Raw genomic sequence first — 21,924 nt, 5'->3', positions numbered from 1 at the left:
CGCACGGCCTACGCGCTGGTGGCGTACGTGGTGGCTTCCTTGGCCAGGGCCACCAAGGTGACCTGGCGGTCGAGTTCGGTGCCGACCTGGGCGTAGCCGGACTTGCGGTAGAGGCGGAGACTGCCCTCACTCCGGCTGCCGGTCACCAGCCGGTAGCGCTTGGCGGCGAACTCGGCGACGAGGCGGTTCTCGACGGCGGCCAGCAGCCGCCCGCCGAGCCCGTGCCCCTGGAGCCGGGGGTGCACACACAGTCTGCCGATCCGGGCGGTGCCCTCGTCGTCGACGACGGCACGCACGGAGCCGACCACCTCTTCGCCGAGCCGGGCCACGAGCACACAGCTGTGTCCCAGTTCGGCGCGGAAGTCCTCCAGCGTCTGGACCAACGGTTCGATGCGGTAATCGCCGTACAGCTCGGCTTCCCTCTGGAAGCAGAGGTACTGCAGCTTCAGTATCTGTTCGGCGTCGTGCTCGCTCGCCGCAGAGATGGTCACGCTCATTCCCATGTGCGCATGCCTCCCCAAATTGTGTGCGCGCGGGCACGCGAGAGTGAGGGTGTCGCGCCCGTGCTGTCCGCCCTGGTGACGCCGGTTGCCTCTCGCACCCTTCCCCCAACTTCAGGTGGTGCAACCTCCGCCGCGAGCATTCTGCGCAGGCATTCCAGACAACGGGAACGCAGCGGACCCAGGCTGCCCTGTGACATTCCCAACTCACGGGCGATTTCCGGGTATGTGGGGTCTGTTCCGGCCAGCATGGCGCGCAGCAGCGCGGGGCAGCGGCCCGGCAGCCGCGTGACCGCTTCGGTCAGCGCGCGGCGCCGTTCGGCGGCCAGCAGCGGCGCCTCGGTGTCGCTCGCGGTGTCGCCTCTTCCGTCTGCGGCGGTGACCCGTCGCTGGCAGGGCGCCCGGCGGGCCGGCCGACGCTCCGGCGGGGGCTCACGCGTCGCGCGTCGCGCGGCGTCGGCCTCCGCGCGGACGGCGGCCCGCAGCCAGGCGGCGGGCTCGGCGGGGGTGCCATGTCCGCCGAGGTGTTCCAGCCAGCGCAGCCACACGCTCTGCCGCAGATCCTCAGCCTCGGTACCCGGGTGTGAAGCGGCCTCCGCCGAGCACTCGGCGTGCAGCAGCGCGCGCAGACGCGGGTCCAGCATGGTGGGTTCCGTCATACGCCGCTGCACGCGCGCCGCCCGCTCCGTGGTTGCGGAGCGGGCGGCGCGTCACTCTCCAGCGTGCGGACGGCCGCACGCTCGCGGCGGGTACCGGCTGCGGATCAGTCCTTGTCCCGGAACTCCTCGGCGGCCAGGAGCGCGGTGTCGCAGTTGTCCGAGAAGAGGCCGTCGATGCCGGTGGCGAAGTAGCGCTTGAAGACGCCGAACGCGTCGCCGTAGGCGTTGGGGTCCTCGCCCTTGCGGAAGTCGACGGGCAGGAAGGTGTTCTCATTGCGCACGGTGTAGGGGTGCAGCAGCAGCTTCTTCGCGTGCGCGTCCTTCACAAGGGTGGTCGGCTCGCCGAGGGTGCCGTCCGTGTTGCGCGGGATCACGAGTTCGAGGGTGGGCCCGATGCCCTGGGCGAACCCGGCGATCCACTTGAGCCCCTCGGGCTTGACGAGGTCGGCGACGGTACGCGGGTCGCCGGACTCCACGAAGTCCCAGGGGCGCGTGGTGAGCCCGCCGAGCAGGACGACGCCGGGGCAGTCGACCAGTTTGCCCAGCTTTTCGATGCTGCTGGGCTCGAAGGACTGCACGAAGTTCGGGGAGTGCGCCTTGTGGCGGCCGTAGCGGCGCAGCAGCTTGGCGAGGGGCTTCTCCAGGCCGAGGCCGAGCTTGGTGAAGTAGGTCGGGTGCTTGGTCTCCACATGGAGCCAGACGCGACGCCCGCGGCGGCGGCCCTGTTCCTCGGCCCAGTCGAGGACCTCCTGGAAGGTGGGCACGTCCCAGCGGCCGTTGTAGAGCGTGTTGTGCTGGCGCTGCGCGGGGATGCGCTCCTTGGCGCGCAGCGTCTTCAGCTCCTTGAGGGTGAAGTCTTCGGTGAACCAGCCGGTCAGCTTCGCTCCGTCAACCGTTTTGGTGGTCTTGCGGGAGGCGAATTCGGGCCGGTCGGCGACGTCGGTCGTCGCGGTGATGTCGTTCTCGTGACGGCACACCAGGTGCCCGTCCTTGGTGGGGACGAGGTCCTGCTCGATGACGTCGGCACCCATGTCGAGGGCGAGCTGGTAGGAGCCGAGGGTGTGCTCGGGGCGGTAGCCGCTGGTGCCGCGGTGGGCGATGACGGCGGGGAAGGGCAGTTCGCCGTGCCCGTGCCGGTCACGGGAGCGCCCCGCCGGGGCCTCGCCGCCGGCCGCGTGCGCCGTGCCGGCGCCCAGCGCGACCGTGCCCGCGCTCGCCGCGCCCAGTACCGCCGCCCCGAGCAGGGTTCTGCGGCCCGGCTGCTGCTCCTGTTCCATGGGCTCTCCTCAACTCCGTGGCACCGATGACCGGCACCTGCCAAACGTCGGGCTGATCGTAGGACCGGGTGCACGGCGGCTGGGAGACATAAGACGGAACACGAGGGAAACACGCGTCTGATGGAGGACGTTCGCGTGCGCAATAGGGGCGTAATCCACGTCAATTCTTCGTATCGGTGCAATGAACCCGGTGTGCAACTCACCGGTAGCGGCGAGTATCGTCCTCATCTGCGTACCTGTGCGCATGACCGATACCGACTGGGCGGAGGGTCCGTTGTCCCGTTTCCGGCTGATCAAGGCAGTGCTCGGCCCGCTTCTGCGCGTGCTGTTCCGGCCGAAGGTCGAAGGGGCCGACCGTATCCCTGGCTCGGGCCCGGTGATCCTCGCGGGCAATCACCTCACGTTCATCGACTCGATGATCCTGCCGCTGGTCACCACCCGCCAGGTCTTCTTCATCGGCAAGGACGAGTACGTCACCGGCAAGAGCCTCAAGGGCCGTCTGATGGCCTGGTTCTTCACCGGCGTCGGCATGATCCCGGTGGACAGGGACGGCGGACGCGGCGGCGTCGCGGCCCTGATGACCGGGCGGCGCGTACTGGAGGAGGGCAACCTCTTCGCGATCTACCCCGAGGGCACCCGTTCCCCCGACGGGCGGCTGTACCGCGGCCGTACGGGGATCGCACGGCTCGCCCTGATGACCGGCGCCCCGGTGGTGCCGTTCGCCATGATCGGCACCGACGCGGTGCAGCCGGGCGGCAAGGGCCTGCCCAAGATCGGCGGCGGTCGCCGGATCGCGGTGCGCTTCGGTGAGCCGCTGGACTTCTCCCGCTACGAGGGCATGGACCGCGACCGCTATGTGCTGCGCGCCGTGACCGACGAGGTCATGAGCGACGTGATGCGCCTGTCCGGCCAGGAGTACGTGGACATCTACGCCACCAAGGCGAAGGCCGCGTAGCTTCTTCCCGCCACGACGGCGGGATGTCCGACGGCGGAGCCTGCCGGAGCCCGTCAGCGCCAGCGCTCCGCACCCCGGGGCCGGATTGCCCCGGTTCCAGCACCGCCCCGGACTCCAACCGTCGTGGTCACCGGCCTTGGGGACAGCCATGAGCGCCAAGCACTTGATCTTGATCGTTTAGCACACATGATCGGCTCGTCGGGGGTGTTCAGCGGAAGATCCACGTTCGCTCACCGCGGCTGGTCACCGCGGTATGCCCGTGGAATTTTTGACTGATGAGCAGGCCACCGCGTTCGGATCGTTTCGCGGATGAGCCGACGAGACCTGAGCTGGAACGGGTCTTCTTCCTCGATGACGAGGCCCGGAAGCTGATCGCGAAGCGGCGTGGTGACCACAGTCGCCTCGGCTTCACCCTTCAGATGTGCACGGTGAGGTACATCGGGCTGTTCCTGGAGGACCCCTTAGCCGTGCCGTGGCCGGTGGTGGAGCACCTGGCCGCGTGAGCCAGCCGAGGGCCGGATGCCTGATGAGGTGGGATGGCACGTAGTGGAGCACCTCACGGAACCCTGGCACCGCGGAGCCCTGGCACCACGTCCGAGGACTGATCCCGGGGGCCGGGTTGAGGTCACAGCATTCGGTCGACCAGCCCGTCGACGTAGTCCGGGGTGAGCTCCATGCCGAACAAGACGCGGATGTACATCGGGGCCAGGATGTGGTCCAGCACGCCGAACGCTTCGGGTGCGTGTTCGCCACGTTCGCGGGCGCGATCGAGCATGGACTGCAGTTGCCGGGTGCGTTCGTCGCGGAGGGCATCACGCGCCTGCACGCCCTGCTGACCGTTGCTCGACAGGGCGACAGCCAGGCGCACCAGCAACAGGCCGTCGGGTCCGGTGATCTCGCGGGCCACTTGCGCCGCGTAAGTGCGCAGGTCGCCGGCCAGGCTCCCGGTGTCGGGCATCGGCGACTGCGCGTTGAGGCAGGTGAGCGCCACGTCGGTGAGCAGGGCTTCCAGGCTGCCCCACCGGCGGTAGATGCTGCTGTCGGCCACGCCGGCGCGGGCTGCGACCTGGCCGACGGTGAAGTTGCCGTAGCCGCGCTCGTTGATCAGGCCGGTGACGGCCTGGTGCACCTCCGCGCCGACGCGGGCGCTGCGCCCGCCGGGCCGCCGGGATCGCTGTCGCTCGTTCACACCCCCACCTTAACGCAGTTGTCACTTGCGTTTACGAGGTAACCCTCCCTACAGTCCCCTAACGCAGTCACCGGCTGCTTTAGCGCGCCCAGGGGCTGACCACGTCGGCCGTGGAGAGGCGCAACTGACGATTGAGAGGAATCCCCATGACTGCATCTCCTGCGGCCGTAGGCAGTCGGCCGAACCGGGCCGTGCTGCTCACGGTGACCTGCCTGGGCCAATTCATGGTTCTGCTCGACAACACGATTGTTGGAGCGGCGCTGCCCGATATGCAGCACCGGCTGCACACTCAGCTGACCGGTTTGCAATGGATCGTCGACGCGTACGTACTGCTGGTCGCCATGCTGCTGCTGTCCGGCGGTGTCTTCGCCGACCGGTTCGGCCGCAAGCGGGTGTACCTGGCCGGCGTTGCGGTGTTCACCGTCGCGTCGCTGCTGTGCGCTCTCGCGCCCTCGCTCGGCTGGCTGGTCGCCGGCCGGATGTTGCAGGGCATCGGGGCCGCGGCGCTGGCCCCTGCCTCGCTCGCCCTGCTCGCCGCCGCCTACCCCGTGCCGCAAGAACGCGTCAAGGCGATCGGGCTGTGGGCCGGATTCAGTGGAATCGGCCTGGCCGCAGGCCCCGTGGCCGGTGGCGTGCTGACGGATGCCTTCGGCTGGCCCGCCATCTTCCTGGTCAATCTGCCCATCGGCGCGGTCCTTCTGCTGGTCGGTCTGCGCAGCCTTGAAGAGACCCGCAATCCGAGCGCCCCCGCGATCGATGTCCCGGGGACGGTGCTGTCCGTTCTGGGGGTGGGGGCGCTGACCTACGGGCTGATCGAGGGTGGTGCCCGCGGCTGGACGTCGCCGGTGATCCTGGGCAGCTTCACCGCCGCGGTGATCCTCCTCGGCGCCTTCGTCGCCGTCGAAGCGCGTCGCCGCGCTCCGATGCTGCCGCTGCGGCTGTTCCGGCAGCGCCTGTTCACCGTGTCCAACACCGCCATGGTCGTGGTGGGGTTCGCGCTCATGGGTTCGTCGTTCTTCTTCTCCCAGTTCTTCGTGTACGTCCAGGGCAGCTCTGTCCTGCGCGCCGGCCTCCAGACCCTGCCGCTGTCCCTCGCGATGGTGATCGTCAGCCCGTACGCGGGCCGGCTCGCCGCCCGGTACGGCTTCCGCATCGTGATCACCATCGGCCTGGCCCTGGCCGGCCTGGGACTGCTGGCGCTCGGCACGGTGCACGCCGACACCGGCTACGGGAACGTGTGGTGGCGGCTGGGAGTCGTCGGCATCGGCTTCGCCCTGACGATGTCCCCACTGACGGGAGCCGCCATCCAAGCAGTCAGCCCGCAGGAAGGCGGCCTCGCATCAGGCATCAGCACCACCACCCGGCAGATCGGCGCGGTGCTCGGCGTGGCGGTACTCGGAGCCATCGTCCGCACCCGGCAATCCGGCGGCGCCTCCTTCGAGACCGGCCTCAACAGCGCCTTCCTCGCTGCCGGCACCGTCACTTTGGCCACCGCCGTGTTCACCGGCCTGTGGCTGGCGAGGTCCAAGCCCGCGGAAGGCTCCGCGGCGCCGCGACGTTCCACCGGTCCAGGTGCGGTCACCACCTCGAACGAGGCATCCGCGAACAGCCGTTGACGGCGACACCGAGCCTGGCCGGGAGGCGTCCCGCCGGGGGATCAGCTGGCGAGCCAGCTCGAAGCCCTCCACCGGGCGGAGTACCACAAGGTCTTCAAGGAGCAGATCAGCACCCGGGTCAAGGTGGGGCCGAAGCTGGAGAAGGCGCTCGCGCTGGCCCGTCAGTTCAAGGAGGCCGCGCCCGGTACGCCGGTCAACTTCCCCGTGCACGAGCTCAAGCGGCTGGCGAGGAACGCGGCCGAGACCGACGACAACATGCTCACCTTCGCCGTCGCGCTGAAGGACAAGGGCATCCCCGTTCCCAAGGCCGGTCACGCGCCGTCGCGGCGGAGACGATGGAGTGAGGGCCGGCCCTCAGTCCTCCTCCGGAATCTCGCCCAGCCGCTGCCCGCGCAGCAGCCGCCAGGCCAATACGGCGGCGGCGAGCAGGATGACGGCGCCGACGCCCGCTCCGTAGCGCAGGCCCTCGGTGAAGGTGTCCTGCGCGGTGACCAGCAGCCGTTCGCCCGCCGCTCCGGGCACGGAGTGCGCGCTCCTCACGGCCTCCCCCAGCGAGTGCCGGGCCTCCTCGGCGGCTGCCTCCGGGACGCCGGGCGGGGTGGCGAAGGAGCGGTAGACGCCTGTGACGACGGACCCCAGCAGCGCGATGCCGAGCGCGGCTCCCAGCTCGTAGGCCGTCTCGGAGACGGCGGAGGCGGCGCCGGCCTGTTCCTTGGGAACACTGGAGAGGAGGACGTCCGCCGTCACGGTGAAGGCGAGCCCGGCGCCGAGGCCGACGACCAGGAGCACGCTGCCCAGCAGGAGGTAGCCGGTGTCCGCCTGGAGCCACAGGCAGGCACCCAGCGCCAGGCCCACCGCCGCCAGCCCTCCCGAGACGGCCCCGCGCACCGACGTGCGCCGTGCGACGGACCCCGCGAGCAGGCCCGCCGCCACCGAGCCGATCGCCGCCGGCAGCTCGGCCAGCCCCGCCTCGAAGGGGGTACGGGATTGCACCATCTGGAGGAACTGGGACAGGAAGAAGACCAGCCCCGACAGCCCCAGGATGGTCAGCAGGTCGGCGAGGACGGCGCCGGTGAAGCCCCGGTTCTTGAACAGCCGCATGTCCAGGAGCGGGTGGGGCAGCCGCAGTTGGCGCCGTACGAAGGCGGTCAGGGCGGCCAGTCCCACCACGGCGCCCACCGCGATGTCCCAGCGGATGCCGTAGGCCGCCGCCTCCTTGACGGCGTAGACGACGGCGATGATGCCGATCATGGACAGGCCCACGCTCGGCAGGTCCCAGGGGCCGGGGGCCGGGTTCTTCGACTCGGGCAGCAGCTTGATGCCGACCAGGACGAGGACGGCCATGACGGGCAGGTTGATCAGGAAGACCGAGCCCCACCAGTAGTGCTCCAGCAGGAACCCTCCTACGACAGGCCCTACGGCCGTGCCCGCGGCCGTCATGGCTCCCCAGATGCCGACGGCGAGGCTGCGCTCGCGCGGGTCGGGGAAAATGTTGCGGATCAGCGCGAGGGTGGCGGGCATCAAGGTGGCGCCCGCCACGCCCATCAGGGCACGCCACAGGATCATCGTCTCCGCGCTGCTCGCGTAGGCGGTGAGCACCGAGATGCCGCCGAACGCCACCGAGCCCGTCAGCAGCAGCTTCTTGCGGCCGATGCGGTCGCCCAGGCTGCCCATGGAAACCAGGAGTCCGGCGATGACGAAGGAGTAGACGTCGCCGATCCACAGGAGCTGCGTGCCGGAAGGGCGCAGGTCCTCGCTGAGGAAGGGCGCCGCCAGGCCGAGGACGGTGACGTCGATGCCCACCAGCAGCACGGCCAGCACCAGGACCCCGAGCGCGACCCAGCGCAGCCGGGAGGGGTGGGGCTCGGTGGCCCGGGGGCCGGGGCCGGGCCCGGCGATCTTGCTGCTCATCTCTCCATGCTCCGTCGTGCGCCGCCGAGCAGCAGCTCAGCGGTCATGTAGGCGGAGTCGCGGGCCGCGACCCTGCCGTCCTGGACAGCCCAGGCGGACGCGGTGATCAGCGCGTAGAGCACCTCCGTCAGCCAGGCGGGGGTCAGGTCGATGCGGAAGGTTCCCTCGGCCTGGCCGCGCCGGAAGAGGGCGCTGATGCGCTCGTCGATCCTCGTCCAGCCCTCGTGCTGCTCTCCCGGCTCGAACAGCTGGTTCTCGGTGACGAGGAAGCCGAGGAACCCGGCGAGGGGTTCGGCCTCGGCGATGACGCGGCGTACCGCGTCGGCGGCGTCCCCCTCGTCGGTCCGGGCCGCGTCCAGCGCCGCTTCCAGGCGGCGGTGGCCCAGCTGTTCGAGCGCGCGTATCAGCGCGTCGCGGCCGGCGAAGTGCCGGTGCAGCGTGGCGCGGCTGATCCGCGCGGCCTTGGCGATGTCGTCCATGGACGAGGTGGGCCGCCGGGTCAGCACTTCCGCCGCTGTGCTCAGCAGCTCTTCCTTGTCCAGATTCATGCGACAAGATTAGACCACTTGAGACAGTGATGTCGCACATGAGACGCAGAAAGCGCCCCGCCGTGCACGGTGGCAACGGCGGGGCGCTGGTGCCCTCAAAGCTCGCTGGTATCTCGGGGCTCTCCTCGCGGGCCGGGTGTCAGCGCCAGGCGCAACTGCCCAACGTGGCTCCGCGCTTGAGGGCACGGGCTGCCTCGTCCTCGGGCAGGACCCGGGTCCTCTTCCCCGTGCACACCGGGGTGCGGTCGGCGTATCCGGCCATGTCGAGCAGGATCTGGTCCCAGTGGCGGTACTGCACGTCGTGGCCGCTGTCGTCGTACTTACGGGTGACCGGCTTCTGGGGCAGCGCCTCGCTCCAGCGGGCCTGGGTGGCGGGCGGCACGGCGGTGTCCTTGAGGCCGGTGTAGACGTACACCGGCGCCTTCAGCCGCGACATGTCGGGGCCGGGCCGCTCGCAGTACAGCTTCTGCTCGTGGACCTGCGCCGCGGGGTCACCCTTCTGGCCGCGCAGGTAGTACGAGCGTGCGCCGTCCTCCTCGGCCGTGTCGGTGAAGCCGGGGATCTTGTGCATCGGACTGTCGGCGGGGTAGCCCCACCACTTGCGCGGGTCGCGGATCTGCTCGCCGAAGTACTCCTTCAGCTCTTCGTCGCTCTTGCCGCAGTAGTCGGCCTTCGCGCCGTACGGCGGGAGCGCCGCCGCCAGGTGGAGGGAGGAGATCCGCCCGGGGGCCGCGGCGGCGAAGTGCGCGGCGTAGGGGCCGCCGCCGGAGATCGCGATGACCGACGCCTTGCGCACACCCAGCTCGTCCAGCACGGCCTTGACGTCGGAGGTGTAGTCCTTGAAGCCGAGCGAGTCGTCGAACTCGGTGTCGCCGAAGCCGTTGCGCTCGACCGATATGACGCGCTGCCCCAGCTTCTCCCGGGTGGTGCGCAGGAACTCCGTCATGCCCGCGGCGCGCGCCGTTGTGCCGGTGCCGCCCATGAAGACGACCGGGTCACCGTGCTTCTCGCCGGTGTCGCTGTAGTGCACGGTGCGGCCCGCGTGCTTGATCTGGTGCATCGGCGGGCCGAGGGGGTCGAACTCGTTCTGGACGACGGGTTCCGGCCTCTTCCGTGCCTCCGCGTTGGATGCTCCCGCGGTGAACCCGACGGCGCCCGCGACCGCGGCCACGGAGAGGGTGAACGCCACTGCGGCTGTCGATGCCTTTTTCATTTCTTGGTCTCCCGGTTGTCAAAGTGCGACAGGGGACCTGCCCGGAAACCGGGGTGTCATGCTCACAAGAAGCGCATGACCTGGGGTTTCCGGGTGTACTTCAGTGCCAGGGCAGCTCGGAGCGGTACTGCCAGTAGGCCGTCGGCTCCTCCACGAGGCCCGCCAGCAGCGCGAGTTGGGACTCGTCCAGGTCGGCCGCCGCGCCCAGCAGATTGGAGTGCAGCTCACCGGCGGTCGCGGCGCCCGAGAGTACGACGCCGGCCCACGGCATGCGCAACGCGGCGGCCAGGGCGACCGCGTCGGGCGTCGTACCCGTCGCGTCGGCCACCTCGCGCAGCGGGCCGGGCGCCCGCTGTCCCGCGAGCCTGCCGTTCGCCATGCCCTCCTTGACGATCACGGTCAGCCCCGCGTCGTGCGCCTCGGCAAGCGCGCCGCCGGCCGAGGTCTCCAGGAGGTTGTAGGTGCTCTGGACGGTACGGAAGAGGGGCTCGCCGGCGACGGTGACGGACAGCGCGGCGCGGATCGCGTCGGCCTGCGCGGGACCGCTGGTGCTGAAGCCGATGGTGACGCCCTCGGCCGCCAGCTCGGCCAGCCGCTCGTGGAGCGCCGTGTCGCTCAGCGCGGGGCTCTGCGGTGTGAGGGAGTGGATCTGGTACAGATCCAGCCGCTCCCCCAGCAGTTCGCGGGTCTCGGCCAGCTGCCGCTCGTAGGCCGCGAGCCCGTGGTCCTTGACCTCGTGGACGTCGGCCTCGGTGCGCCACTCCCCCACGTAGGTGTAGCCCCACTTGCTGCCGACCACCACGTCCTGGATCTCCGGGTGCTCGGCGAGCCAGCTCGCGAGGAACTCCTCGGCGCGGCCGTAGGAGCGGGCCGCGTCCAGGTAGCGCACGCCCTGGGCGTAGGCGGCGTCGAGGAGTTCGTGGGTGCGGGCGCGCAGCGCTTCGGGGCTGCGGTCGCCCGGCAGCTCGGCGTCCCGGCCGAGGGTGAGGTACGCGGGGCGGCCGACGGCGGCGAGGCCCAGCCCGAGGTGGGCGGTCGGCGTCGTCGCCGAGGCGAGGCGGGTCAGGGGCATCGGCATCTCCCGGCTGGCGGCTCGGTTGGCCGCACCACCGTACCCGGCACGTGCGCGGGCCCCCGCACACCGGTGCGGGGGCCCGTGTGTCCGTGCGGACCGCGGTGCGCCGGGGGCGCGGACTCAGCGCTTGGCGTCGGCCCAGCCGCGCTGGAGGTCCAGGTCGGCGCGGAAGTCGGCCAGCTGCGCGGCGACGGCCGACGGCGCTGTGCCGCCCCGCCCGTCGCGGGCCGCGAGCGCGCCGGGGACGTTGAGCACGGTGCGCACCTGCGGGCTCAGATGGGGGGAGATCGCGGCGAACTGCTCGTCGGTGAGCTGGTCCAGCTCGATGCCCTCGTGCTCGCACACCTTCACGCACTCGCCCGCGACCTCGTGGGCGACACGGAAGGGAACGCCCCGCTTGACCAGCCACTCGGCGATGTCGGTCGCCAGCGAGAAGCCCGCGGGCGCCAGTTCGCCCATCCGGTCGCCGTGCACCGTGAGCGTGGCCATCATGCCGGTGAAGGCGGGCAGCAGGATCTCCAGCTGGTCGATGGAGTCGAAGACCGGCTCCTTGTCCTCCTGGAGGTCGCGGTTGTAGGCGAGCGGCAGCGCCTTGAGGGTGGCCATCAGGCCGGTCAGGTTGCCGATCAGCCGGCCCGACTTGCCGCGCGCCAGCTCCGCGATGTCGGGGTTCTTCTTCTGCGGCATGATCGAGGAGCCGGTGGAGAACGCGTCGTGGAGGGTCACGAAGGAGAACTCCTTCGTGTTCCACAGGATGATCTCCTCCGCGATCTTCGAGACGTCGACGCCGATCATCGCGGTCACGAAGGCGAACTCCGCGACGAAGTCGCGCGAGGCCGTGCCGTCGATGGAGTTGGCCGAGCTGCCGTGCTCGAAGCCGAGGTCGGCGGCGACCGCCTCCGGGTCGAGCCCCAGCGAGGAGCCGGCGAGCGCGCCCGAGCCGTACGGCGAGACCGCCGTCCGCGCGTCCCACTGGCGCAGCCGCTCCGCGTCCCTGGACAGCGCCTGGGCGTGGGCCAGCACATGGTGCGCGAACAGCACGGGCTGGGCGTGCTGGAGGTGGGTGCGGCCCGGCATGGCCACCTCGGGGTGCGCCTCCGCGAGGCCCACCAGGGCGCCCTGGAGGTCGGCGAGAAGGCCGCCGAGAACGCGCGCGTGGTCGCGCAGGTACATCCGGAAGAGCGTGGCGACCTGGTCGTTGCGGGAGCGGCCGGCGCGCAGCTTGCCGCCCAGCTCGGCGCCGAGGCGCTCCAGGAGACCCCGCTCCAGCGCCGTGTGCACGTCCTCGTCGGCGACGGTGCCCACGAACGAGCCGTCGGTGACGTCTCGTTCGAGCTGGTCGAGCCCTTCCAGCATGCGCCGCAGCTCATCCTCCGCGAGAAGGCCCGCCTTGTGGAGCACGCGCGCGTGGGCGCGTGAGCCGGCGATGTCGTACGGGGCGAGGCGCCAGTCGAAGTGGACCGAGGCGGAGAGCTTCTCCAGCGCCTCGCTGGGGCCGTCTGCGAACCTGCCGCCCCAGAGCCGGAGGTCGCTGCCGCTGTTGTCGTTGTTGCTCACTGTTCGCGCCTGTTCCTGTGGTGGTGAGAGTGCCCCTGCCCCGGCCCTTCCCGGAACTCCTCAGTCTCCCCCGGTCTTCGGCCGGGGGAGGTTGAGGACCGGGGGTGGGATGGCCGGCTACGACTGGTCGCGCTTGGCGGCCATCTTGGACGAGAGGCCGAAGATGTCGATGAAGCCCTTGGACATCGACTGGTCGAACGTGTCACCCGTGTCGTACGTCGCCAGGTTGAAGTCGTACAGCGACTGCTCGGACCGCCGCCCGGTCACCACCGCCCGGCCGCCGTGCAGCGTCATGCGGATGTCGCCGCTCACGTGCTGGTTGGCCTCGTCGATGAAGCCGTCGAGGGCGCGCTTGAGGGGGGAGAACCACAGGCCGTCGTAGACCAGCTCGCTCCAGCGCTGCTCCACCTGCCGCTTGTAGCGGGCCAGCTCACGCTCGACGGTGACGTTCTCCAGCTCCTGGTGGGCTGTGATCAGTGCGATGCCGCCCGGGGACTCGTAGATCTCCCGGGACTTGATGCCCACGAGCCGGTCCTCGACCATGTCGATCCGGCCTACGCCCTGGGCCCCGGCCCGCTCGTTGAGCTGCTGGATGGCCTGGAGCACGCTGACGGGCTTGCCGTCGAGGGCGACGGGGACGCCCTTGTCGAAGGTGATGACGACCTCGTCGGCCTCGCGCGGGGTGGCGGGGTCGGCGGTGTAGTCGTAGACGTCCTCGACCGGGCCGTTCCAGATGTCCTCCAGGAAGCCGGTCTCGACGGCCCTTCCGAAGACGTTCTGGTCGATCGAGTAGGGCGACTTCTTGGTCGTCGCGATCGGGAGGCCCTTCTCCTCGCAGAAGGCGATGGCCTTGTCCCGCGTCATGGCGTAGTCGCGTACGGGGGCGATGCACTTGAGGTCGGGGGCGAGGGAGGAGATTCCGGCCTCGAACCGCACCTGGTCGTTGCCCTTGCCGGTGCAGCCGTGCGCCACGGTGCCGGCGCCGTGCTTCCGGGCGGCGGCCACCAGGTGCTTGACGATGGTGGGCCGGGAGAGCGCGGAGACCAGCGGATAGCGGTCCATGTAGAGCGCGTTGGCCTTGATCGCCGGGAGGCAGTACTCGTCGGCGAACTCGTCCCTGGCGTCCGCGACCTCGGCCTCGACCGCGCCGCAGGCCAGCGCGCGCTTGCGGATGACGTCCAGGTCCTCGCCGCCCTGTCCGACATCGACGGCGACGGCGACGACCTCGGCACCGGTCTCCTCGGCGATCCAGCCGATGCAGACGGAGGTGTCCAGACCGCCTGAGTAGGCGAGTACGACGCGCTCGGTCACGGGCTTCTCCTCACATGCATGCACTGACAGGCATAAGTATGCACTCCACCGTATGTTTCGTCAATGCACGCCCGGCCTCCGTCGCGGCCCCGAGGCCGGCCTCATCCCCGCCCGGCCCCCTCAGACCCGTTTCCGCAGCTCCTCCTCCAGGACCCGCGCATGGGAGAGCGAGAGGTCCTTCGTGGCTGTCAGCAGCGTGAGGGTGCCACCACGGGGAGCATGGGAGAGCAGATCACCCAGCGCCCGCTCCCCCTCGTCGGTCTCCAGCTCGGCACGGTAGCGGTCGACGAAGCCCTCGAAGCGCTCCGGGTCGTGCCCGTACCACTTGCGCAGCTCGGTACTGGGCGCGACACCCTTCTCCCAGGCGTCCAGGGCCGCGCGCTCCTTGGACTCGCCGCGCGGCCAGACGCGGTCGACGAGAACGCGGACGCCGTCCTCTTCCGGTTCGGGGTCCTCGTAGACGCGGCGGATCCGGACGGTCAACTTCTTGTGAGCGGTCATGAATTCAGCGTGCGCGCGGAGCCTCGTTCATGCATGTTGACGCTGTTCACATTACTCGGTAGCTTGTCGCCCATGACCGACTTTCCGAGTCTCGCCCGGCAGATGTGGCACCAGCTCGAACCCGTCTACGCCCCTGTGTACTTCTCCCCCGAGGTCGCCCGGGAGACGGAGGCGCTCGGCTACGACACGAGCGAGCGCTGGCCCACCTACTTCGCACTTCGTGCCGCCCCGCTCGGGCCCGCGACACCGGAGCTGGTCACCGCCACCTTCTACAGCTTCAGCCCCGGCATGGTCGCGGCACACGTGCCCGCCGCCTGGCGGACCGCGTCGCCCGCCACCGTGCTGGAGGCACGCGCCAGGGGCGTGGACGCGACGCTGCGCGCCATGCTCGGCGAGCTGACCGGCGATCCCCGCCTCGCCCGGGCGGCGGACCTGGCCCGTACGGCGGCCGAGGCCGCGGCACTCGCGGGTCGTCCGCTGGCGGCGGCGAACGCGGCGCTTCCGTGGCCGGACGAGCCGCACATGGTGCTGTGGCAGGCCGCGAACGTGTTGCGCGAACACCGCGGTGACGGCCATGTGGCCGCACTGCTCGCGGCCGGCCTGGACGGCTGCGAGGCGCTGGTCTCCTTCGCCGCGATCGACGCGGCCCCGGTGGAGAACTTCGCCTCGCGCGGCTGGAGCGCCCAGGACTGGGAGGCGGCCCGTGCGCGGCTGGCGGAGCGGGGCCTGGTGGACACGGCGGGGCGGGCCACCGGGCCCGGCCGGGAGCTGCGCGACGAGGTCGAGCGCATGACCGACGAGCTGGCCGCGGCGCCCTACCGCGCGCTCGGCGAGGACGGCTGCGCCCTGCTGGCCGAGCTGAACCGCCCGGTCTTCCAGGCCGTCCTGGAGTCCGGACTGCTGCCCTCGCAATCGACGCTGGGCATCCTGACGGTGAAGGATCCCGGTCCACGGGGGCAGGTCACGGGGCCGCGGGGGTAAGTCACGGGGCCGGGACGCAGGTCACATGGCGAGACGGTCTTGCGTGTACGCACCAACAGGGCGTTATCTCACACGGTGCGAAGCGAACGAACCGAAGAGCCCGACACCGGCACCGAGCCCGACCCGAGTGCCGCCGCCGAACAGCGGGGTGCCCGCCGCGCGGTGACCCTCTTCCCCGTGCTCGTCCTCCTCGCGGGGGTGGTCGGCCTGGTGAGCCCGGGGACCTTCTCCGGCAGCAGCGAGGCGGTTCCGTACCTCCTCGGTGTGGTGATGTTCTGCATGGGCGTGACGATGACGCCGCAGGACTTCAAGGGCGTCGCGAAGCGGCCGTGGGCGGTGGCGCTCGGGCTGGTGGCGCACTACATATTCATGCCGGGGCTGGGCTGGCTGATCGCGCACGCGCTGGACCTGTCGCCGCAGCTGGCAGCCGGTGTGATCCTCGTCGGCTGCGCCCCCAGCGGCACCGCCTCGAACGTGGTGACCTATCTGGCGCGCGGCGATGTGGCGCTGTCCGTGTCCGTTGCCACCGTCTCCACGGTGGTGGCGCCGCTGGTGACGCCGCCGCTGACGCTGCTGCTCGCGGGCGAGTACCTGCCGGTGGACGCGGGCTCGATGGTGACCGACATCCTCAAGACGGTGCTGCTGCCCGTGATCGCCGGACTGCTGGTGCGGCTGGTGGCCTCGCGGCTGGTGAAGCGGGCGCTGCCGGTGCTGCCCTGGCTCTCGGCGCTGACGATCGCGGTGATCGTCGCCGTGGTGGTGGCCGGCAGCGCGGATGCCATCAAGTCGGCCGCCGCGATCGTGCTGCTGGCGGTCGTCCTGCACAACGGCCTGGGCCTCGCCCTGGGGTACGGCGCCGGGCGCCTCGCCCGGCTGGGCGAGCCCGCCAGCCGGGCCATGGCCTTCGAGGTCGGGATGCAGAACTCGGGCCTGGCGGCCTCGCTGGCCACCGCCCACTTCAGCCCGCTGGCCGCGCTGCCCGCCGCCGTCTTCTCGGTCTGGCACAACGTCTCGGGGGCCCTGGCGGCGGCCTGGCTCTCGCGCAAGAGCCGCTGACCGGACGGAGCGGCACCGCGCGCCGCTCCGGCGCCGGGGCACGGCCGGCCGCGCCCTCCCGGAGCGAGCCGGAAGGGCGCGGGATCGCGAGCCCCCGGGGCTGATGACGGGCGCCCCGGGGACCGGCGATCCACGCGGCCCGGGCCGGGCCATCTACGCGGCCCGGGGCGGAGGGCCTACGCGGCCGGGTCCAGGCGGTAGACGCTGCCGTCGAGCGCCAGCACGTACACCTCGCGGTCGCTGTCCTGGGCGAAGGAGACGACCTCGCCGCCGTCGACCCCCAGGTCGGTCTCGTCGGTGACCGTGCCGTTCTCCATCGTCAGGGCCCGGATGGCGCCCTCGCAGTAGTCGCTGAACAGGTACTTTCCGCGCAGATCCGGTATCGCCTCGCCCCGGTAGACGTATCCGCCGGTGACCGAGCAGCGCTGCGGGTCGTGGTCGTACTCGAAGACGGGCCGCACGTGGTTGGCCGGCTCCTCGGTGTTGTCGCCGTAGGGCAGCGAGCCCTCCATGCTGGACCAGCCGTAGTTCTCGCCGCCCTTGCTGTCGGCCGAGGCCCGGTCGATCTCCTCACGCAGGCTCTGGCCGACGTCACCGATCAGCAGGTCGCCACTGGCCGCGTCGAAGGAGAACCGCCAGGGGTTGCGCAGCCCGTACGACCAGATCTCGCCGCGCGCGCCGCTCTGGCCCACGAAGGGGTTGTCCTCGGGGATGGTGTACGGCTTCTCGGCGGTGCCACCGCGTGGGTCGATGCGCAGCATCTTGCCCAGGAGCGTGCCGAGGTTTTGCCCGTTGCCGTGCGGGTCGCCGCCGCTGCCGCCGTCGCCGAAGCCGATGTAGAGCAGGCCGTCGGGGCCGAAGGCGAGGTCGCCGCCGTTGTGGTTGGAGTAGGGCTGTTCCTGGGTGAGGACGGTACGGCGGGTGTCGGGCTGGAGCTTGCCGTCCTTGACGGCGAACTCGTCGATGGTGCTGGTGCCTTCGAGGTCGGTGAACGCGATGTAGAGGTGCTCGAAGGCGGGGTCGAACGCGAGGCCGAGGAGCCCGCGCTCGCCGTCGATGGTGGTCTCGTCGGAGATGTCGAGGACGGGCGCGCCCAGTCCCTGCTTGTCCAGGACCCGTATCCTGCCGGGCCGTTCGGCGATCCAGAGCGTCTTGCCGGGGCCTGCCGCCGCGGCGGTCGGCATCTCGGCGTCGCCGGTCACCTTCGTCAGCGCGACGTCGGCCTGCCGGGGTGCGGCTCTTTCCGAGGACGCCGACGGCCCCGGGGTCCCCGAGGGCTCCTGGGCCGAGGCCGTGGATAACGTCAGCGTGGCGAGCAGGGCGAAGGTGCCGAGGATGGCCGAGCCTGTGCGAACTTTCACCGAGATCCTCCTGGGGGCGGCGGTCAATTCGTCACCCGGCTGCTGTGGGCCGTAGGAGAACAGGTGCTGCCCGTGCCAGTGAGCAACCTGGGTGGGGGGTGTGCTGCTGGCTACGGGGGAGAGTAATGGTGCGTACCTACCAGAGGAAGCCCCTGGCTCGGAGGAACCCCGCACGCGACGCCGGCGGTTCAGAGGGTTTGAGCATCCCGCTGTCGCCGAAGACGGGGGCCGCCGGCAAGCTGCCCGCCGGGGGCGCCGTCGGGGCCAAGACCCGCGCCTACCGGGCCCCGTCACCTCGGCGGCTGAGCCCCCGGCTGCGGCCGGCCCGGGGGTCCGCTGCCTCAGCGCTCCTTCTGCGCGAGGCCCAGCAGGTGGTCGGCGAGGGCCTGGCCGCCGTCGGGGGCCCGGCTGATGAGCAGGAGCGTGTCGTCGCCCGCGATGGTGCCGATGATCTCGTGGACGCCCGCCTGGTCGATGGCGGAGGCCAGGAACTGGGCGGCGCCCGGCGGGGTACGCAGCACGACGAGGTTGGCCGACGCCTCGGCGGAGATGAGGAGTTCACCCGCGAGCCGGGCCATGCGGGCCTCGCTGGCCGACTCGCCCAGGGGCGCCTTGGGGGTGGGGTCCCCGCCCTCGGCGGGGACCGCGTAGATCAGCTCGCCCCCGGTGTTGCGGATCTTGACCGCGCCCAGCTCGTCGAGGTCGCGCGAGAGGGTCGCCTGGGTGACCGTGAGCCCGTCGTCGGCCAGGAGCTTGGCGAGCTGGCTCTGGGAGCGGACCGGCTGCCTGCTCAGGATGTCGACGATCCGGCGGTGTCTGGCCATCCTGGTCTGCGGAACGGCCTGCCCGTTGTGCTGCTCCTCGGTCATCGTGCGCGTACCCCTTCGGCTCATCGCTGTCTTCCCGCTGCCGCGTCGAGGACAGCGGGCAGCGCCTGGACGAGCGCTGCCGCCTCCTCCTCGCCGAGGATGAGCGGCGGGGCGAGCCGTAGCACGTCCGGAGCGACAGCGTTCACCAGGAATCCCGCGTCCTGAGCCGTCTGCTGCGCGTGCGGCGCCACCGGCTCGGTGAGCACGATACCCAGCAGCAGTCCCGCGCCACGGACCTGACCGACCATCGGGTGCCCGAGGCCGAGGATCCCCTCGCGCAGCTGGGCGCCGACGCGCTTGACGTGGTCGAGCAGCCCGTCGGCCGCGATCGTCTCCAGGACGGCCAGCCCCGCCGCGCAGGCGACCGGGTTGCCGCCGAAGGTGGAGCCGTGCTGACCGGGGGTCAGCAGCTCGGCGGCCGGGCCGAAGGCAAGAGTGGCACCCAGCGGCAGCCCGCCGCCCAGGCCCTTGGCGAGCGTGATGACATCCGGCTCGACGCCCTGGGCCTGGCAGGCGAACCAGTGGCCCGTCCTGCCGATACCCGTCTGGATCTCGTCCACGACGAGCAGGGTGCCGGTGGCGGAGGTGATCTCACGGGCCGCCGCGAGGTAGCCCTCGGGCGGGACGATGACACCGCTCTCCCCCTGGATCGGCTCCAGCAGGACGAACGCCGTCTCCTCGGTGACGGCGGCACGCAGGGCCTCCACGTCGCCGTAGGGGATGTGGGTGACCTCGCCGGGGAGCGGCAGGAACGGGTACTGCTTGCCCGGCTGTCCGGTCAGCGCGAGGGCGCCCATGGTGCGCCCGTGGAAGCCGCCCTCGGTGGCGACCATGTGGGGACGTCCGGTGCGCCGGCCGATCTTGAAGACGGCCTCGACGGCCTCGGCGCCGGAGTTGGCGAAGTAGACCCTGCCCGGCCGCCCGGCCAGCTCCAGCAGCTGCTCGGCCAGCGCGACGGGCGGCTCGGCGATGAACAGGTTGGAGACATGGCCGAGGGTGGCGACCTGGTCGGAGACGGCGCGGACGACGGCGGGGTGCGCCGTGCCGAGCGCGTTGACGGCGATGCCGCCCACGAAGTCGGTGTACTGCTTGCCCTCGGCGTCCCACAGCCGGGTGCCCTCACCGTGGGTGAGGGGGATGCGCGGGGTGCCGTAGTTGTCCATCAAGGCGCCCTGCCACCGGCCGGTGAGGGAGGAGTTGTCGTGGGTGAGGCTCATTCGGGGCCCTCCGCCTTCCGGGGGTCGGGGACAGGGTCGGGCACGACCATCGTCCCGATGCCTTCATCGGTGAAGATCTCCAGCAGGATGGAGTGGGGCACGCGGCCGTCCAGCACGCGCGCGGTGTGCACGCCGTTGCGTACGGCGTGCAGGCAGCCCTCCATCTTGGGGACCATGCCGCTGGCCAGGTCGGGCAGCAGCTTCTCCAGCTCGCCCGCCGTCAGCCGGCTGATGACCTCGTCGCTGTTCGGCCAGTCCTCGTACAGGCCCTCGACGTCGGTCAGCACCATCAGCGTCTCGGCGTCGAGCGCCGCGGCGAGCGCGGCGGCGGCCGTGTCCGCGTTGACGTTGTAGACGCCGGTCTCGCCTTCGGCACCGTCGGCGCTGCGCGCGATGGAGGAGATGACCGGGATCCGGCCGTCGTCCAGCAGCGCCTCGATCGCCCCGGTGTCCACGGCGTGGATGTCCCCGACCCGGCCGATGTCGACGCGCTCGCCGTCCACGTCGGCGTAGTGCTGGGTGGCGGCCATGATGTGCGCGTCCTCGCCGGTCATGCCGACGGCGAGCGGGCCGTGCTGATTGAGGAGGTTGACCAGCTCGCGCTGGACCTGCCCGGCCAGCACCATGCGGACGACGTCCATGGTCTCGGGGGTGGTCACCCGCAGCCCGGCGCGGAACTCCGACTCCAGCCCCAGCCGATCCAGCTGCGCGCTGATCTGCGGTCCGCCGCCGTGCACGACGACGGGGCGCAGGCCGGCGTGCCGCAGGAAGACGACGTCCTGCGCGAAGGCGGCCTTCAGCTCCTCGTCGACCATCGCGTTTCCGCCGAACTTGATGACGACGGTCTTGCCGTGGTGCCGGGTGAGCCAGGGCAGCGCCTCGATGAGCGTGCGGGCCTTGGGGAGCGCGGTGTGCTTGCGGGTGCTGGGCTGTTGGCTGCTCATGAGGAGTAGGCGCTGTTCTCGTGGACGTAGTCGGCGGTCAGGTCGTTGGTCCAGATCGTCGCTGCGGCATTCCCCGCCGCGAGGTCCGCCGTGATGCGGACCTCGCGGTAGCGCATGTCGACCTTGTCGCGGTCCTCGCCGACGGAGCCGCCCTTGCAGACCTGGACGCCGTTGATGGCGACGTTCAGCTTGTCGGGCTCGAAGACGGCGTCCGTGGTGCCGATCGCGGAGAGCACCCGGCCCCAGTTGGGGTCCTCGCCGTGCACGGCGCACTTGAGGAGGTTGTTGCGGGCGATCGTGCGGCCGACCAGCACGGCCTCCTCCTCGCTGGCGGCGCCCACGACGTCGATCCGGATGTCCTTGGAGGCTCCCTCGGCGTCCCTGATGAGCTGCTGCCCCAGGTCGTCGCACACGGCGCGCACGGCCTCCGCGAACTCGGCCTGCTCCGGGCGCACTTCGCTCGCGCCGGAGGCCAGGAGCAGCACGGTGTCGTTGGTGGACATGCAGCCGTCGGAGTCGATCCGGTCGAAGGTGGTGCGGCTCGCGGCACGCAGCGCGGCGTCCAGCTCAGCCGCGGCCAGGTCGGCGTCGGTGGTGAGGACGACGAGCATGGTGGCCAGCCCCGGCGCGAGCATACCGGCGCCCTTGGCCATGCCGCCGACGGTCCAGCCGGCCGGGCTCTCCACGACGGCGGTCTTGTGGACGGTGTCGGTGGTCTTGATCGCCAGGGCGGCCTTCTCGCCACCGTGTGGGGAGAGCGCTGCCGCTGCCGTCCCGATCCCTGGCAGCAGCTTGTCCATCGGCAGCCGCAGCCCGATCAGTCCGGTGGAGGCCACGGCGATCTCGCCCGCGCTGTGCCCGCCGCCGAGGACCTCGGCGGCCTTCTCGGCCGTCGCGTGGGTGTCCTGGAAGCCGGGCGCACCCGTACAGGCGTTGGCGCCGCCGGAGTTGAGCACGACGGCGGAGACGCTGCCGCCCTTGAGTACCTGCTCGGACCACAGGACCGGGGCCGCCTTGACGCGGTTCGAGGTAAAGACACCCGCCGCGGCCCGGCTGGGTCCCTCGTTGACGACGAGCGCCAGGTCCGCTCCCCCGCTGTCCTTGATGCCCGCGGCGATCCCGGCCGCCGTGAACCCCTTGGCCGCTGTGACGCTCACTGCTGTTCTCCGTTCGCTTCTGCGCCC

The 21,924-nt window shown here is 71.1% G+C and carries 20 protein-coding genes and 1 pseudogene; 5 read left to right on the top strand and 16 right to left on the bottom strand.

The features are described from left to right. Positions 1-8: 8 nt before the first annotated feature. From OHB04_RS36450 to OHB04_RS36440, 3 genes are all read right to left on the bottom strand, one after another. Positions 9-503, bottom strand: coding sequence for a GNAT family N-acetyltransferase (locus OHB04_RS36450; RefSeq protein WP_326691912.1), 495 nt, complete (start codon positions 501-503; stop codon positions 9-11). Next, on the bottom strand, positions 494-1,159 hold the full coding sequence (locus OHB04_RS36445; protein WP_326691911.1) for an RNA polymerase sigma factor: 666 nt from the start codon (positions 1,157-1,159) through the stop codon (positions 494-496). The genes OHB04_RS36450 and OHB04_RS36445 overlap by 10 nt, the downstream gene beginning before the upstream one ends. A gap of 104 nt (positions 1,160-1,263) precedes the next feature. Continuing rightward, positions 1,264-2,436: a glycerophosphodiester phosphodiesterase gene (locus OHB04_RS36440; RefSeq protein ID WP_326809134.1), complete on the bottom strand. Its 1,173-nt coding sequence runs from the start codon at positions 2,434-2,436 to the stop codon at positions 1,264-1,266. Positions 2,437-2,710: 274 nt separating this feature from the next. On the opposite strand from OHB04_RS36440, the gene OHB04_RS36435 reads away from it, so the two are divergent. Continuing rightward, positions 2,711-3,391: a lysophospholipid acyltransferase family protein gene (locus OHB04_RS36435; protein ID WP_326693079.1), complete on the top strand. Its 681-nt coding sequence runs from the start codon at positions 2,711-2,713 to the stop codon at positions 3,389-3,391. Between the two features lie 253 nt (positions 3,392-3,644). Further along, positions 3,645-3,891, top strand: a pseudogene (locus tag OHB04_RS36430) (DUF4158 domain-containing protein); the annotation flags it as partial. Positions 3,892-4,016: 125 nt separating this feature from the next. On the opposite strand, the gene OHB04_RS36425 reads toward OHB04_RS36430, so the two are convergent. Further along, on the bottom strand, positions 4,017-4,580 hold the full coding sequence (locus OHB04_RS36425) for a TetR/AcrR family transcriptional regulator (protein ID WP_326691908.1): 564 nt from the start codon (positions 4,578-4,580) through the stop codon (positions 4,017-4,019). Between the two features lie 146 nt (positions 4,581-4,726). Here OHB04_RS36425 and OHB04_RS36420 point away from each other — a divergent pair, with 146 nt between their 5' ends. Beyond that, the gene (locus OHB04_RS36420; RefSeq protein WP_326809133.1) at positions 4,727-6,196 is read left to right on the top strand and encodes an MFS transporter; all 1,470 of its coding nucleotides are present in this window, start codon (positions 4,727-4,729) and stop codon (positions 6,194-6,196) included. A 354-nt stretch (positions 6,197-6,550) separates the two neighbouring features. On the opposite strand, the gene OHB04_RS36415 is transcribed toward OHB04_RS36420, so the two are convergent. The 7 genes from OHB04_RS36415 to OHB04_RS36385 all read right to left on the bottom strand — a co-directional run bounded on the left by OHB04_RS36415 (position 6,551) and on the right by OHB04_RS36385 (position 14,312). Then, positions 6,551-8,107 (bottom strand): MFS transporter, encoded by a 1,557-nt coding sequence (locus OHB04_RS36415; RefSeq protein ID WP_326691906.1) that lies wholly within the window; start codon positions 8,105-8,107, stop codon positions 6,551-6,553. After that, entirely contained in the window at positions 8,104-8,655 is a 552-nt protein-coding gene (locus tag OHB04_RS36410) for a TetR/AcrR family transcriptional regulator (RefSeq protein WP_326809132.1), read from the bottom strand. The genes OHB04_RS36415 and OHB04_RS36410 overlap by 4 nt, the downstream gene beginning before the upstream one ends. A 139-nt stretch (positions 8,656-8,794) precedes the next feature. Continuing rightward, positions 8,795-9,868, bottom strand: a complete 1,074-nt coding sequence (locus OHB04_RS36405) for an alpha/beta fold hydrolase (protein WP_326809131.1) — start codon at positions 9,866-9,868, stop codon at positions 8,795-8,797. A gap of 100 nt (positions 9,869-9,968) precedes the next feature. Next, positions 9,969-10,940, bottom strand: a complete 972-nt coding sequence (locus OHB04_RS36400) for an aldo/keto reductase (protein ID WP_326691903.1) — start codon at positions 10,938-10,940, stop codon at positions 9,969-9,971. 123 nt (positions 10,941-11,063) lie between these two features. After that, positions 11,064-12,500 (bottom strand): argininosuccinate lyase, encoded by a 1,437-nt coding sequence (argH, locus tag OHB04_RS36395; protein WP_326691902.1) that lies wholly within the window; start codon positions 12,498-12,500, stop codon positions 11,064-11,066. A gap of 117 nt (positions 12,501-12,617) precedes the next feature. Continuing rightward, positions 12,618-13,811 carry an argininosuccinate synthase gene (locus tag OHB04_RS36390; protein WP_326691901.1) on the bottom strand — a complete coding sequence of 398 codons (1,194 nt, stop codon included), beginning with the start codon at positions 13,809-13,811 and terminating at the stop codon, positions 12,618-12,620. Between the two features lie 120 nt (positions 13,812-13,931). Then, positions 13,932-14,312 carry a DUF488 domain-containing protein gene (locus tag OHB04_RS36385; protein WP_326691900.1) on the bottom strand — a complete coding sequence of 127 codons (381 nt, stop codon included), beginning with the start codon at positions 14,310-14,312 and terminating at the stop codon, positions 13,932-13,934. A 72-nt stretch (positions 14,313-14,384) separates the two neighbouring features. Between OHB04_RS36385 and OHB04_RS36380 the strand changes: the two genes are divergently transcribed. Next, positions 14,385-15,293 (top strand): SCO6745 family protein, encoded by a 909-nt coding sequence (locus OHB04_RS36380; protein WP_326809130.1) that lies wholly within the window; start codon positions 14,385-14,387, stop codon positions 15,291-15,293. Positions 15,294-15,368: 75 nt separating this feature from the next. Then, positions 15,369-16,349: a bile acid:sodium symporter family protein gene (locus tag OHB04_RS36375; RefSeq protein ID WP_326809129.1), complete on the top strand. Its 981-nt coding sequence runs from the start codon at positions 15,369-15,371 to the stop codon at positions 16,347-16,349. A 176-nt stretch (positions 16,350-16,525) separates the two neighbouring features. Here the strand turns inward: OHB04_RS36375 and OHB04_RS36370 are convergent, their stop codons facing one another. The 5 genes from OHB04_RS36370 to argJ form a co-directional block, all read right to left on the bottom strand. Then, positions 16,526-17,710 (bottom strand): PQQ-dependent sugar dehydrogenase, encoded by a 1,185-nt coding sequence (locus OHB04_RS36370; protein ID WP_326809128.1) that lies wholly within the window; start codon positions 17,708-17,710, stop codon positions 16,526-16,528. A gap of 341 nt (positions 17,711-18,051) precedes the next feature. After that, positions 18,052-18,579 (bottom strand): arginine repressor, encoded by a 528-nt coding sequence (locus OHB04_RS36365; RefSeq protein WP_326691896.1) that lies wholly within the window; start codon positions 18,577-18,579, stop codon positions 18,052-18,054. A 20-nt stretch (positions 18,580-18,599) separates the two neighbouring features. Beyond that, the gene (locus OHB04_RS36360) at positions 18,600-19,796 is read right to left on the bottom strand and encodes an acetylornithine transaminase (RefSeq protein ID WP_326809127.1); all 1,197 of its coding nucleotides are present in this window, start codon (positions 19,794-19,796) and stop codon (positions 18,600-18,602) included. Beyond that, positions 19,793-20,740 carry an acetylglutamate kinase gene (gene argB / locus OHB04_RS36355; RefSeq protein WP_326691894.1) on the bottom strand — a complete coding sequence of 316 codons (948 nt, stop codon included), beginning with the start codon at positions 20,738-20,740 and terminating at the stop codon, positions 19,793-19,795. The genes OHB04_RS36360 and argB overlap by 4 nt, the downstream gene beginning before the upstream one ends. Beyond that, positions 20,737-21,897 carry a bifunctional glutamate N-acetyltransferase/amino-acid acetyltransferase ArgJ gene (gene argJ / locus OHB04_RS36350; RefSeq protein WP_326809126.1) on the bottom strand — a complete coding sequence of 387 codons (1,161 nt, stop codon included), beginning with the start codon at positions 21,895-21,897 and terminating at the stop codon, positions 20,737-20,739. Before argJ ends, argB begins: the two co-directional genes overlap by 4 nt. Positions 21,898-21,924 lie beyond the last annotated feature (27 nt).

Source organism: Streptomyces sp. NBC_01775 (genome assembly GCF_035917675.1).
Taxonomy (GTDB): Bacteria; Actinomycetota; Actinomycetes; order Streptomycetales; family Streptomycetaceae; genus Streptomyces.
The sequence above is the reverse complement of the archived record's forward strand: the minus strand, read 5'-3'. Positions and strand labels throughout refer to the sequence as shown.

What these genes read in the sequence shown, in the direction of transcription:
- OHB04_RS36450 (WP_326691912.1), bottom strand. Translation starts at nt 503, where the DNA reads ATGGGAATGAGCGTGACCATCTCTGCGGCGAGCGAGCACGACGCCGAA.
- OHB04_RS36445 (WP_326691911.1), bottom strand. Translation starts at nt 1,159, where the DNA reads ATGACGGAACCCACCATGCTGGACCCGCGTCTGCGCGCGCTGCTGCAC.
- OHB04_RS36440 (WP_326809134.1), bottom strand. Translation starts at nt 2,436, where the DNA reads ATGGAACAGGAGCAGCAGCCGGGCCGCAGAACCCTGCTCGGGGCGGCG.
- OHB04_RS36420 (WP_326809133.1), top strand. Translation starts at nt 4,727, where the DNA reads ATGACTGCATCTCCTGCGGCCGTAGGCAGTCGGCCGAACCGGGCCGTG.
- OHB04_RS36415 (WP_326691906.1), bottom strand. Translation starts at nt 8,107, where the DNA reads ATGAGCAGCAAGATCGCCGGGCCCGGCCCCGGCCCCCGGGCCACCGAG.
- OHB04_RS36410 (WP_326809132.1), bottom strand. Translation starts at nt 8,655, where the DNA reads ATGAATCTGGACAAGGAAGAGCTGCTGAGCACAGCGGCGGAAGTGCTG.
- OHB04_RS36405 (WP_326809131.1), bottom strand. Translation starts at nt 9,868, where the DNA reads ATGAAAAAGGCATCGACAGCCGCAGTGGCGTTCACCCTCTCCGTGGCC.
- OHB04_RS36400 (WP_326691903.1), bottom strand. Translation starts at nt 10,940, where the DNA reads ATGCCCCTGACCCGCCTCGCCTCGGCGACGACGCCGACCGCCCACCTC.
- OHB04_RS36385 (WP_326691900.1), bottom strand. Translation starts at nt 14,312, where the DNA reads ATGACCGCTCACAAGAAGTTGACCGTCCGGATCCGCCGCGTCTACGAG.
- OHB04_RS36380 (WP_326809130.1), top strand. Translation starts at nt 14,385, where the DNA reads ATGACCGACTTTCCGAGTCTCGCCCGGCAGATGTGGCACCAGCTCGAA.
- OHB04_RS36365 (WP_326691896.1), bottom strand. Translation starts at nt 18,579, where the DNA reads ATGACCGAGGAGCAGCACAACGGGCAGGCCGTTCCGCAGACCAGGATG.
- OHB04_RS36360 (WP_326809127.1), bottom strand. Translation starts at nt 19,796, where the DNA reads ATGAGCCTCACCCACGACAACTCCTCCCTCACCGGCCGGTGGCAGGGC.
- argB (WP_326691894.1), bottom strand. Translation starts at nt 20,740, where the DNA reads ATGAGCAGCCAACAGCCCAGCACCCGCAAGCACACCGCGCTCCCCAAG.